Source organism: Streptomyces sp. MMG1533 (assembly GCF_001279775.1).
Classification (GTDB): domain Bacteria; phylum Actinomycetota; class Actinomycetes; order Streptomycetales; family Streptomycetaceae; genus Streptomyces.
In genome coordinates this window covers 42685-54529 of record NZ_LGDG01000259.1, presented here as the reverse complement: position 1 = coordinate 54529, position 11845 = coordinate 42685, and the positions used below count along the sequence as shown (strand labels likewise).

Below are 11845 nucleotides of genomic sequence, written 5' to 3'. Positions count from 1 at the left end.
GGGCGGGGCTGTGGGGGCGGCGGCACGGGGGGACGGGGTGCGCAGGTTCGGGAAGGGGGGCCGGATGTCCTGGGACCCGGAGGTGCCGCGGGCCCCGTTGGCCTCGCCTCCCCGGCGGGGCGATGTCACCGCACCGGAGCCGTCACCGCCCGTCGAGGCGGCCGAGCCGCGTGCGGCGAGGAAGCCGTCCCACGTGTCACGCTCGGCCGCGGAAGGGGGGTCCGTGCGCGCATCCTCGGTCGAAGACGTCGTCGGCCCCTCACCCTCGCCCTCGGGGGCCCCGGCCACCGGCGGTTCGGTGGGACGTGGGGGTACGGCGGGGCGGCGTGCTTCCGTGCTCATGCGGGCCACCCCCGTTTCCTCGTGCCCGGGCCGTCTCCTCGTGCGCGGGCCGTTGTCGTGGTGGCCCGGCCCGGTGCGGACTCTGCCGTCCGGGCAACGCATACCCGCACGGGGGGACCGGCATCCCGGCGCGGGCCTGCGACCGGGGGCGGGACGTCCTCCGTGCGTGCGCGTCACTCTACGGGTTGTTCCTACGCGAACGGGAACCAGTCCACGAGCCCGGGGCATCTGCCCGGAACGTCCCCCTACCCTGCGGTAATCCAGTCTGGCAGGCTGCGTGCATGACTGCGCGCGCCGCCGACCGGGCCCGTTACGACCGGGCCACCGCCCATCTCGACGCCCCCCTCGCGATCGTGGACCTCGACGCCTTCGACGCCAACGCGGACGATCTCGTCCGCCGCGCCGGCGGCAAGCCGGTCCGGGTCGCCAGCAAGTCCGTACGCTGCCGGGCCCTGCTGGAACGCGTCCTGGGGAAGGACGGCTTCGCGGGCATCATGTCCTTCACCCTCGAAGAGTCCCTGTGGCTCGCGCGGTCCGGGTTCGACGACATCCTGCTCGCCTACCCGTCCGCCGACCGCGCCGCGTTCGCCGAGCTGGCGGCCGATCCCAAGCTCGCCGCCGCCGTGACGGTGATGGTCGACGACCCGGCGCAGCTCAGGTTCATCGACGAGGCGCGCGGCGGCGGGCGCGAAGTCGTGCGCGTCTGCCTGGAGTTGGACACCTCGCTGAAGCTCCTCGGGGGTCGGGTGCGTGTCGGTGCCCGGCGCTCCCCGCTGCACTCCCCCGCCCAAGTCGCCGACATGGCCCGTGCCGTGGCCCGGCGGCCGGGGTTCAAGGTCGTCGGGATCATGGCGTACGAGGGGCACATCGCCGGTGTCGGTGACGCGGTCGCCGGGCGGCCGCTGCGTTCGCGTGCCGTCCGGCTGATGCAGGCCACCGCCCGCAGGGAACTCGTCGAGCGGCGCGGTGAAGTGGTGCGCGCGGTGCGGGCCGTGGTGCCGGACCTGGAGTTCGTCAACGGCGGCGGCACGGGCAGTGTGCAGCACACCGCCGCGGAGGACGCGGTGACCGAGATCGGCGCCGGGTCGGGGCTGTACGTACCGCGGCTGTTCGACAACTACACGTCTTTCAGCGGTCGTCCGGCGGCGCTGTACGCCCAGCCCGTCGTACGGCGGCCGGGGGTCGGGGTCGTGACCGTCCTCGGCGGCGGCTATCCCGCGTCCGGTGCGGCCGGTCCCGACCGGCTGCCGGTGCCGTACCTGCCGGAAGGGCTGAAGTACGACCCGCAGGAGGGGCCCGGCGAGGTCCAGACCCCCCTGCTCGGTTCCCCGGCCGACGACCTCCTGCTCGGCGACAAGGTGTGGTTCCGGCACGCAAAGGCCGGTGAGCTGTGCGAGCGGTTCGACGTGCTGCACCTGATCGAGGGGGACGCGGTGACGGCGACCGTCCCGACGTACCGCGGGGAAGGCCACACCTTCCTCTGACCCCTTCCTCTGACCCCTTCCTCTGACCCCTTCCTCTGACCCCTTCCTCTGACCTCTCCGCTAGCTCGACGGACCGATGCTGCTGCCCACGCCCCCGCCGGTGTCCGTGTCGCCGATCGACCGGATCCCCTTGGTGATCCGGTCCATGTCGGCGAGCGGCGGCCCGTCCGGGCCCGCGTCGAAGACGAACCGCACGATGACCGGCGACTCGCTGCCGACGCTGGACGGGAAGGCCAGGGACTGCACGTAGCCGCCGGGTCCGTCGGCCGTCGTCACCCGCCAGCGCACGAAGTACCCGGCCCGTCCGGCCACCGCGACCGGCCCGGACCTGACGGTCCGGTGCGACTCGATGCCGCCGTAGAGGCGCCGGTCGAGGCTGTCGCGGTCGTACGCCGCGTCGGCCGCGTCCGGGATGTCCTGCCGGGCGAGGGCCTCGGGGGACCTCTCGTCGTTCTCGGTGACCGTGCGGGTGAGGACGAGGCCGTGCCGGCAGATGCCGATGCCGGCCGGACAGTCGTACGTCCCGTCGTCGGTGGTCATGACGACGTCGTCCTCGGCGACGTTCTTCGGCGTGGTCCAGCCGTCGGGCAACGGCAGTGTGATGCCGTTGAGTTCGTCCACCACCGGGCCGGGGTCGCCGGTGGCCGGCTCGGAGGTGGTCGGGGTGGGTGTGTCAGTGACGGACGTGGACGTGACGGCCGTCGGCAGGGCGTCTGCCGCCGGGCCGCCGCCGTCGTCGTCCTCGCCGAGTACGGCCACTCCCGTGACGATCGCGGCGACCAGGACGACGGCGGCGGTCGTGAGGGCGACGGCCTTGGCGCGCCCGGACGTCCCGCCGGACGGCTGCGGCGGCCCGGGGGCCTCCGGTGCGCGCAGGTGTTCGGTCCAGGTGGCCCCGTCCCACCAGCGCTCCAGGTGGGGAGCCTGGGGGTCGGGGTACCAGCCGGGCGGGGACGTCATGCTCATTCCGGCACTGTAGGGCGCTGGCTAGAGCGGCGTGACGTATGCCCCCGAGATTCCGCCGTCCACCAGGAAGTCGGTGGCGTTCACGAAGGAGGAGTCGTCGCTGGCCAGGAACGCGACGGCGGCGGCGATCTCCTCGGCCTCGGCGAACCGGCCGACCGGGATGTGCACCAGACGCCGGGCGGCCCGCTCCGGGTCCTTGGCGAACAGTTCCTGGAGCAGGGGGGTGTTGACCGGCCCCGGGCACAGGGCGTTGACCCGGATGCCCTCCCGCGCGAACTGCACACCCAGTTCACGGGACATGGCCAGGACGCCGCCCTTGGACGCCGTGTACGAGATCTGCGAGGTCGCCGCGCCCATCCGGGCCACGAAGGACGCCGTGTTGATGATGGAGCCCTTGCCCTGGCGCCGCATGTAGGGGATGGCCGCCTTGCAGCACAGGTAGACGGAGGTCAGGTTGACCTCCTGGACGCGCTTCCAGGCCTCCAGGCCGGTCTCCAGGATGGAGTCGTCGTCGGGCGGGGAGATGCCCGCGTTGTTGAAGGCGACGTCGACGCTGCCGTAGGTGTCGTACGCCGCCTGGAACAGCGCCTCGACCTGCTCGGGGTCGGTGACGTCGACCTTCACGAAGATCCCGCCGACCACCTCGGCTGCCGCCTTGCCGCGCTGCTCGTCGACGTCGCCGCAGACGACGTGCGCGCCCTCGGAGGCGAGCCGGCGCGCGGTGGCGAGGCCGATGCCGCTGCCGGCTCCGGTGATGACGGCGGTACGTCCGACGAGGCGGCGGCAGATGGTGTGCTGAGACTGTTCAGCCTGCTCGGTCATGGGTGGCTCAGGCCTCCGTACTGATGAAGACGTTCTTGGTTTCGGTGAAGGCGGTGAGGGCGTCCGGGCCGAGCTCGCGGCCGATGCCGGACTGCTTGAAGCCGCCGAAGGGCGTCCAGTAGCGGACGCTGGAGTGCGAGTTGACGGACAGGTTGCCCGCGCGGACCGCCTGGGAGACGCGCAGGGCGCGGCCGACGTCCCGGGTCCAGATGGAGCCGGAGAGGCCGTAGTCGGTGGCGTTGGCAAGAGCCACGGCCTCCGCCTCCTCCTCGAAGGGGAGGACGACGGCGACGGGGCCGAAGACCTCCTCGACGGCCACGCGCGCGTGCGGGTCGACGCCGGTCAGGACAGTGGGCGGGAACCAGAAGCCGGGGCCCTCGGGGGCCTTGCCGCGAATGCCGTTCAGATCGTCCGTCACGTACGAACGGACCCTGTTCAGCTGGACCTTGGAGATCAGTGGGCCCATCTGGGTCTGCTCGTCGGCCGGGTCGCCGACGCGGACCGACTCGATCCCCGGGGCGAGGAGGTCCAGGAAGCGGTCGTAGGCGCTGCGCTGGACGAGGATGCGGGTGCGGGCGCAGCAGTCCTGACCGGAGTTGTCGAGGAAGGCCATGGGGGCGGCGGCCGCGGCGGCTTCGAGGTCGGCGTCGGCGAAGACGATGTTCGGGCTCTTGCCGCCGAGTTCGAGGGTGACGCGCTTGAGGAGGGCGGACCCCTTTGCCAACACCTGTTTGCCCACCGCCGTTGACCCGGTGAAGACGATCTTCGCCACGCCCGGGTGCTCGACGAGCGCGTTGCCCGCGACGGGGCCGTGACCGGGCAGTACCTGGAACAGCCCCTCCGGCAGACCCGCCTCCAGGGCGAGTTCGGCCAGGCGCAGCGCGGTCAGCGGGGTCGTCTCGGCGGGCTTGAGGATCACCGCGTTGCCCGCGGCGAGCGCGGGGGCGGTGCCCCAGGCCGCGATCGGCATCGGGAAGTTCCAGGGGGCGATGACGCCGACGACACCCAGCGGTTCGAGGATCGTGACGTCGAGGCCGCCGGGCACCGGGATCTGGCGTCCCGTCAGCCGCTCCACTCCCCCGGCCGCGTAGTCGAGCAGATCGCGTACGTTGCCCGCCTCCCAGCGGGCGTTGCCGACGGTGTGGCCCGCCTCCCGGACCTCCGACCGCGCCAGTTCCTCGAGGTGTTCGTCGACTGCGACGGCGAACCGGCGCAGCAGCCGGGCCCGGTCGCCGGGCGCGAGGGCGGCCCACCGGGCCTGTGCCCGCGTGGCGCGCACGACGGCCGTGTCCACGTCGGCGGCCGTGGCGGCCGGGACGGTGGCGACGACCTCCTCGGTCGCGGGGTTCAGTACTTCCAGGGTGTGCTCGGCGGACAAGAGGGGCCTCACAGGCGTTCGAAGGAGCGGCGCAGCTCCCAGTCGGTCACCGCGGCGTCGAAGGCGTCCAGTTCGACGCGCGCCATGTTGCGGTAGTGCGCGACGACCTCGTCACCGAAGGCGGCCTGGGCGATCGGGCTGTTCTCCCAGAGGTCGGCGGCCTCGCGCAGGGTGGTCGGCACATGCTCGAATCCGGCGGTGTAGGCGTTGCCCGGGCACTCCTCGGGCAGCTCCAGCTTCTGCTCGATGCCGTACAGCCCGGCCGCGACCAGCCCGGCCACCGCGAGGTACGGGTTGACGTCGCCGCCGGGCAGCCGGTTCTCGAAGCGCAGGGAGCGGCCGTGGCCGACGACGCGCAGCGAGCAGGTGCGGTTGTCGTAGCCCCAGGCGACCGCGGTCGGGGCGAAGGAGCCCGGCTGGAAGCGCTTGTAGGAGTTGATGTTGGGGGCGTAGAGCAGCGAGAAGTCGCGGAGTGCGGCCAGCTGTCCGGCGAGGAAGTGGCGCATCACCTCGGACATGCCGCCCGGGTCGTCCCCCGAGCCCTCCATGGCGTTGTTCCCGGCCGCGTCCGCGAGCGAGAGGTGGATGTGGCAGGAGTTGCCCTCGCGCTCGTTGTACTTGGCCATGAAGGTGAGCGACACACCCTCCTGGGCGGCGATCTCCTTGGCGCCGGTCTTGTAGACGGCGTGCTGGTCGCAGGTGACCAGGGCGTCGTCATAGCGGAAGGCGATCTCGTGCTGGCCGGGGTTGCACTCGCCCTTGGCGGACTCGACGGTGAGGCCGGCGGCCGCCATCTCGTTGCGGATGCGGCGCAGCAGCGGCTCGATGCGGCCGGTGCCGAGGACCGAGTAGTCGATGTTGTACTGGTTGGCCGGCGTCAGCCCCCGGTAGTTCGCGTCCCACGCCTGTTCGTAGGTGTCCTTGAAGACGATGAACTCCAGCTCGGTGCCGACCTGGGCGGTGAAACCGTGCTCGGCGAGGCGTTCCAGCTGGCGGCGGAGGATCTGGCGGGGGGCGGCGACGACCGGGGATCCGTCGTTCCAGGCGAGGTCGGCGATCAGCATCGCCGTACCGGCGTTCCACGGGACGCGGCGGAGCGTGGACAGGTCGGGGTGCATGGCGAAGTCGCCGTAGCCCCGGTCCCAGGAGGACATCGCATAGCCGTCGACGGTGTTCATCTCGGTGTCGACGGCGAGGAGGTAGTTGCAGCCCTCGGTGCCGTGGTGGAGGACCTCGTCGAGGAAGAAACGGGCGGCGAACCGCTTGCCCTGGAGCCGCCCTTGCATGTCGGGGAAGGCCAGGACGACAGTGTCGATCTCACCGCCGGCGACGAGGGCGTGCAGGTCCTCGACGCTCAGCGGGGGTGTGCGGTCTGCCACGGGAAAGCCTCCTTCGGCTTCTTCGGTCAGCCGGAAGCCATAAGGTATTGCGGAGAACCATTGCTTGGGAAGGGGGCACGGTCACATGTCACTGGAGGCTGACGGCGGCCCGGACGACCGGCTGACGCCGGTACTGCGGCCGGTGCGGGCGGGCAACGGCTTCGAGGAGGCGCTGGAGCAGATCCTCCAGGTCGTACGGCTCGGTCTGGTGCCGGGCGGCGAGCGGCTGCCCGCGGAGCGGGAGCTGGCGGAGCGGCTCGGGATCAGCCGGGTGACGCTGCGCGAGGTGCTGAAGGTGCTCCAGGACCAGGGGCTGGTGGAGTCGCGGCGCGGGCGGTACGGCGGAACCTTCGTCCTGCCGCGTGCGGACGCGGGCGGCGAGGACGAGCTGCGGCGGCGTGTCACCGAGGTCGACATCGAGGATGTACTTCGCTTCCGGGAGGTCCTTGAGGTGGGTGCGGCCGGGCTGTGCGCGACGCACGGCCTGTCGGCGGAGCAGGCGGGGCGGCTGCGGGAGGCACTGGCCGCCACGCAGGACGCCCCGCTGTCCGAGTACCGTCGACTGGACACCCTGCTCCACCTCACCCTCGCCGAGCTGTGCGGCTCGCCGACGCTGACCGCGCAGTACGCGGCGGTACGGGCCTCGGTGAACGACCTCCTCGACTGCATCCCGCTCCTGGTGCGCAACCTCGAGCACTCCCAGCGCCAGCACACCGCGCTGGTCGAGGCGGTCCTCGACGGGGACGCGGACGGGGCGCGGGAGATGATGCGGGAGCACTGCGCGGGGACGGCGGCGCTGCTGCGGGGGTTCCTGGCATGAGGACGGGAACCGCCCGGGCGAAAAGGTATGACGGCAGTCCATTGACGGGTCGGAGGGGTACATGTCGGGCAGGCCGCTGATCGGTGTCAGTACGTACCTGGAGGCCGGGGCGCGCTGGGGCGTGTGGGAGCTGGAGGCGGCGCTGCTGCCCGCCGGGTATCCGCGGCTCGTGCAGCGCGCGGGCGGGCTGGCCGCGATGCTTCCGCCGGACGCGCCGGAGCACGCCGCGGCGACCGTGGCCCGCCTCGACGGTCTGGTGATCGCGGGCGGCCCGGACGTCGAGCCGGTCCGCTACGGCGCGCAGGCCGAGCCCCGCACCGGACCGCCCGCACGCGCCCGGGACACCTGGGAGCTCGCTCTGATCGAGGCGGCCCTGGCCGCACGGATGCCGCTGCTGGGCATCTGCCGGGGCATGCAACTGCTGAACGTCGCGCTGGGCGGCACCCTCGTCCAGCACATCGACGGCCACGCGGAGGTCCCCGGCGTCTTCGGCCGGCACCCGGTGAAGCCGGTCCCCGGCACGGCGTACGCCGATGTCGTCCCGGAGGAGACCTCGGTGCCCACCTTCCACCACCAGGCGGTGGACCGCCTCGGCTCGGGCCTGATCGCCTCGGCGTACGCGGCGGACGGGACGGTGGAAGCGGTCGAGCTTCCCGGCCCGCACTGGGTGGTGGGGGTGCAGTGGCATCCGGAGATGGGTGAGGACGTGCGGGTGATGCGGGCGCTGGTGGAGGCGGCTTCCTCGTGGCCCGCCTCTCGACCCACCGAGCCGGGATGGGGGTCCCCCCGCGCGAGCGCAGCCGAGCGTGGGGGAGGGCGGGCGTAGGCCGGAGGCCTGGGGCCGGAGGCTCGGGGACGGAGGCCTGGGGACGGAGGCCTGGGGACGGAGGCTCGGGGACGGAGGCTCGGGGACGGAGGCTCGGGGACGGAGGCTCGGGGACGGAGGCCTGGGGACGGAGGCTCGGGGACGGAGGCCTGGGGCCGGAGGCTCGGGGCCGGAGGCCTGGGGGCGGAGGTCTGGGGGCGGAGGTCTGGGGGCGGAGGTCTGGGCCGGAGCCCCCGGCAGCGCCCGCCTATCCGCGCGTCAGCGACAGCAGTTCCCTCGCCGGTCCCACCGGCCGGTGCCCCGTGGGCCACACCGCCCTCAGGTCCCGGGCCAGCGAAACCCCCTCCACCGGCACGCTCACCAACCGCCGCATCGCCAACTCCTCCCGCACGGCCAGTTCGCTGAGCACCGCCGGTCCCGCCCCGCTCACCGCCGCCGCCTTCACGGCCGTGGTCGACGACAGCTCGATCAGCGGCCGCGCGAGGCCGCCCAGTGCCGTATCCAGGACCTGACGCGTGCCCGAGCCCTTCTCGCGCAGGATCAGTGGTGTGGCAGCCAGCTCGGACGCTTCCAGGGGACGGCGACGCCGCGCCCACGGATGCCCCGGCGCCGTCACCACGATCAGGCGGTCGTGGGCGATGACCACGGAGTCCAGGCCGGTCGGGACGCTGAGCCCCTCCACGAACCCCAGGTCCGCCTCGTCCGACAGCAACCGCTCCGCCACCGCCGCCGAGTTGCCGGCGAGGAGCGACACCGCGGTGTCCGGCCGCTGGGCGCGCAGCGCGAGCAGCCAGCCCGGCAACAGGTACTCGGCGATCGTCATGCTCGCCGCCACCCGGAGCCGGGAGTCCCGGCGGTCCCGCAGCGCCTGCGCCCCCGCGTCGAAGACCTCCGCCGCCTCCACGATCCGCCGCGCCCAGTCGGTGACCAGCGCCCCGGCGTCGGTGAGCCGGGAGCCGCGCGGCGAACGGTCCACCAGCGCCACCCCCAGCTGGCGTTCCATCGAGCGGACCCGGCTGCTGGCGGCGGGCTGGGTGATGCCCAGCTCGCGCGCGGCCTGGCCCAGGCTCCCGAGCCGCGCCACCGCCAGCAGCAACTCCAGCGCCCCGAGATCCGGCACCCGGTGCGACAGCGAGCCGCCCACCGCGAACCGGGACTTGTCCTGTTCCCCATCGCCGCTCATAAAGTCAGCTTATGCCCTCATAGAGACATACTCCCTGGTAGCGGCCCTTCACCGGCGAGACGGTGAACACATGGTCACCGCAGCCCGGCCTCTCCCCCGTGCCACCGCACACCCCCCGCGCGCCATCGCCGTCCGTCACCTCGGACCGAACTGGTACGCCTGCGTCATGGGCACCGCCGTCGTCGCCACCGCAGGAGCCGCCCTTCCCGTGCAGGTCCCCGGCCTGCACACCGCCTGCACCGTCATCTGGGCCCTCGCACTGGCCCTGCTCGTCGCCCTCCTCTGCGCCCGTGCCCTGCACTGGAGGCACCATCGCGACCAGGCCCGCGCCCACCTCCTCGACCCGGCCACGGCCCCCTTCTACGGCTGCCTCGCCATGGCTTTGCTCGCCGTCGGCGGCGGCGCCCTCGCCGTCGGCCGGAACTGGATCGGCGTCGAGGCGGCGGTCGCCCTCGACGCCGTGCTGTTCACCGCCGGGACGATCGTGGGGCTGGCGGCCGCCGTCGCCGTGCCGTACCTGATGGCCGTACGCCATCGCGTGGAGCCTGGACAGGCCACGCCCGTGTGGCTGTTGCCGGTCGTCGCGCCCATGGTGTCCGCGGCCCTCGGGCCGCTGCTCGTGCCGCATCTGCCGCCCGGTCAGCCGCGGGAAACCCTGCTCCTCGCCTGCTTCGCCATGTTCGGACTGAGCCTGCTCGCGACCCTGGCCATGCTGCCGGTGGTCTTCACCCGGCTGATCACCGCCGGGCCCCTGCCGCTCGCCCTCACCCCGACCCTGTTCCTGGTGCTCGGCCCGCTCGGCCAGTCCACGACCGCCGTCGGCAACTTCGCGGACATGGCACCCGGTGTCGTACCGGCTCCCTACAGCGCGGGCTTCGGTGTCTTCGCCGTGCTCTACGGAGTTCCCGTCATGGGCTTCGCCCTGCTGTGGTTCGCGCTCGCCACCGCGCACGTCGTGCGTGCGCGACGGCAGGGCATGGGCTTCGCGATGACCTGGTGGGCGTTCACCTTCCCGGTGGGCACCTGCGTCACGGGCGCGGAGGCACTGGCCCGGCACACCGGGCTCCTCGCCTACGACGGGCTCGCCGTCGGCCTGTACGGCGTCCTCGTCGCCGCCTGGGCCACCACCGCCGTGCACACCGCGCGCGGCCTGCTCAGCGGCGGGCTGCTCGCAGCGCCTCGCCGAGCACCCGTGGCGCCTCGGCCAGCGACGGCCCGTACCACGTCAGGTGCCGCCCGCTGACCAGCGCGCAGGGCAGGCCGGGGAAGGCTTCCGGGCCGTCGTCGGCCGTGAAGCGGTAGGGCTCGTCGGGGAGTACGACGACGTCCGGCGCGGCGGCCCTCAGTTCCTCGACCGGAATGCGCGGATAGCGCTCCGCGTGTCCCGCGTACAGGTTCTCGACGCCCAGGCGGGCCAGGACGTCGCCCGCGAAGGTGTCCCGGCCCAGGACCATCCACGGCCGGCGCCAGATCGGAACGACCGCCGTCGTACGGCGCTCGGGCGGCCGTAGCGCCGACCAGGCCTGCTCTGCCTCGTCGAGCCAGCGGGGGCGGGTCCTCGCCCCGCACGCCTGCAGCACGCGCTGGAGTTCCCGGAAGGCCTGCGGCACGTCCCGCACCTCGGTCACCAGCACCTCGATGCCCGCCTCGCGCAGGGCGGCCAGGTCGGGGGCGCGGTTCTCCTCCTCGTTGGCGATCACCAGGTCGGGGGCGAGCGCGACGATCCGGTCCACCTTCGGGTTCTTGGTGCCGCCGACGCGGGTGACGTCGAGGTCGGCCGGATGCGCGCACCAGTCGGTGGCGCCGACCAGGGTGCCGGCCCGGGCCACGGCCTCGGTGAGGGACGGGACGAGCGAGACGACCCTCACTGGCGCGGTCGGTCCTGGACCGCCTCGATGTGTTCGGCCACGGCGACGACGACCACACGGGTGTCGGCCACCGTCGCCCGCCAGCGGTGCCGCACACCGCCGGTGAGGTAGAGGGTGTCGCCGCGGCCCAGCCGGTAGGCGCGGCCCTCGGCCTCGATCTCCACGGCGCCGTCGGCGACGTACATCAACTGGTCGTTGCGGTACTGGAATTCACGGCCGGCGTCATGATCGCCGGTGAACTCCGAGGCGTGCATCTGGTGGTGACCTCGCACCAGGGAACGCACCCGCGGCTCGTACACCGACTCGACCCCCTCGGAGCGCACGACATCGACGCTGCACGCCGGATCGGCGGCCGCGAGGAGTTCGACGGCGGTGGTGCGCAGGGCGTCGGCGACCTTCTCCAGGGAGGTCTGGCTGGGCCGCGCGCGTTCGTTCTCGATCTGGCTCAGGAAGGGGACCGAGAGGCCGCTGCGCTCGGCCACGACGGCGAGGGTGAGCTCCAGCGCCCGGCGCCGGCGCCGTACGGCCGCGCCCACCCGAAGTGGCTGTTCTTTGTGGTCGCCCATCGCTTCGGCTCCCTCCCTCGCTCGCGGTCCGCATCACCGGCGCCACGGCTCGGGCGCATTGCTTGTGATGAGTTCTCTGCACCCTACGCAGGTTCGGCAAACCGTTTCATGCACCCGTCACATCGACGACACGCGGGGTGTCACCGGACCTCACAGATCGCGCCATTGGATCGGCTCCCCGGAGTCGGCGGGCGGGGTTTTGTTGTGTGGG

Annotated in this window: 11 protein-coding genes and 1 pseudogene; 4 read left to right on the top strand and 8 right to left on the bottom strand. The window is 72.9% G+C overall.

Translation table 11 applies throughout. The features are described 5' to 3' along the window. Positions 1-342, bottom strand: a pseudogene (locus tag ADK57_RS50240) (hypothetical protein); the annotation flags it as partial. Between the two features lie 281 nt (positions 343-623). On the opposite strand from ADK57_RS50240, the gene ADK57_RS38340 reads away from it, so the two are divergent. Continuing rightward, positions 624-1826, top strand: coding sequence for an amino acid deaminase/aldolase (locus ADK57_RS38340; protein WP_053754318.1), 1203 nt, complete (start codon positions 624-626; stop codon positions 1824-1826). Positions 1827-1886: 60 nt separating this feature from the next. Here ADK57_RS38340 and ADK57_RS38335 read toward each other — a convergent pair whose 3' ends face one another. The 4 genes from ADK57_RS38335 to ADK57_RS38320 are packed head-to-tail and all read right to left on the bottom strand — an operon-like array spanning position 1887 to position 6371. After that, on the bottom strand, positions 1887-2786 hold the full coding sequence (locus ADK57_RS38335; protein WP_053754317.1) for a DUF2510 domain-containing protein: 900 nt from the start codon (positions 2784-2786) through the stop codon (positions 1887-1889). Between the two features lie 27 nt (positions 2787-2813). Continuing rightward, complete coding sequence (locus tag ADK57_RS38330) at positions 2814-3614, bottom strand: 3-oxoacyl-ACP reductase (protein WP_053754316.1); 801 nt, start codon at positions 3612-3614, stop codon at positions 2814-2816. Positions 3615-3621: 7 nt separating this feature from the next. Then, a complete protein-coding gene (locus ADK57_RS38325; protein WP_053754315.1) occupies positions 3622-4992 on the bottom strand; it encodes an aldehyde dehydrogenase family protein in 1371 nt (456 codons plus the stop codon). 8 nt (positions 4993-5000) lie between these two features. Beyond that, entirely contained in the window at positions 5001-6371 is a 1371-nt protein-coding gene (locus ADK57_RS38320) for a glutamine synthetase family protein (protein WP_053754314.1), read from the bottom strand. 85 nt (positions 6372-6456) lie between these two features. On the opposite strand from ADK57_RS38320, the gene ADK57_RS52115 reads away from it, so the two are divergent. Together ADK57_RS52115 and ADK57_RS38310 are read left to right on the top strand one after the other, a co-directional pair. After that, positions 6457-7191 (top strand): FadR/GntR family transcriptional regulator, encoded by a 735-nt coding sequence (locus ADK57_RS52115; RefSeq protein ID WP_053754313.1) that lies wholly within the window; start codon positions 6457-6459, stop codon positions 7189-7191. Between the two features lie 61 nt (positions 7192-7252). After that, positions 7253-8017: a gamma-glutamyl-gamma-aminobutyrate hydrolase family protein gene (locus ADK57_RS38310; protein WP_078973561.1), complete on the top strand. Its 765-nt coding sequence runs from the start codon at positions 7253-7255 to the stop codon at positions 8015-8017. Positions 8018-8264: 247 nt separating this feature from the next. On the opposite strand, the gene ADK57_RS38305 is transcribed toward ADK57_RS38310, so the two are convergent. Beyond that, a complete protein-coding gene (locus tag ADK57_RS38305; protein WP_053754312.1) occupies positions 8265-9200 on the bottom strand; it encodes a LysR family transcriptional regulator in 936 nt (311 codons plus the stop codon). Positions 9201-9270: 70 nt separating this feature from the next. Between ADK57_RS38305 and ADK57_RS38300 the strand changes: the two genes are divergently transcribed. After that, the gene (locus tag ADK57_RS38300; protein ID WP_053754311.1) at positions 9271-10443 is read left to right on the top strand and encodes a TDT family transporter; all 1173 of its coding nucleotides are present in this window, start codon (positions 9271-9273) and stop codon (positions 10441-10443) included. On the opposite strand, the gene ADK57_RS38295 is transcribed toward ADK57_RS38300, so the two are convergent. Beyond that, positions 10355-11068, bottom strand: a complete 714-nt coding sequence (locus ADK57_RS38295) for a helical backbone metal receptor (RefSeq protein WP_053754310.1) — start codon at positions 11066-11068, stop codon at positions 10355-10357. The genes ADK57_RS38300 and ADK57_RS38295 overlap by 89 nt on opposite strands. Then, entirely contained in the window at positions 11065-11634 is a 570-nt protein-coding gene (locus tag ADK57_RS38290) for a helix-turn-helix domain-containing protein (RefSeq protein ID WP_053754309.1), read from the bottom strand. The genes ADK57_RS38295 and ADK57_RS38290 overlap by 4 nt, the downstream gene beginning before the upstream one ends. Positions 11635-11845: the final 211 nt, after the last annotated feature.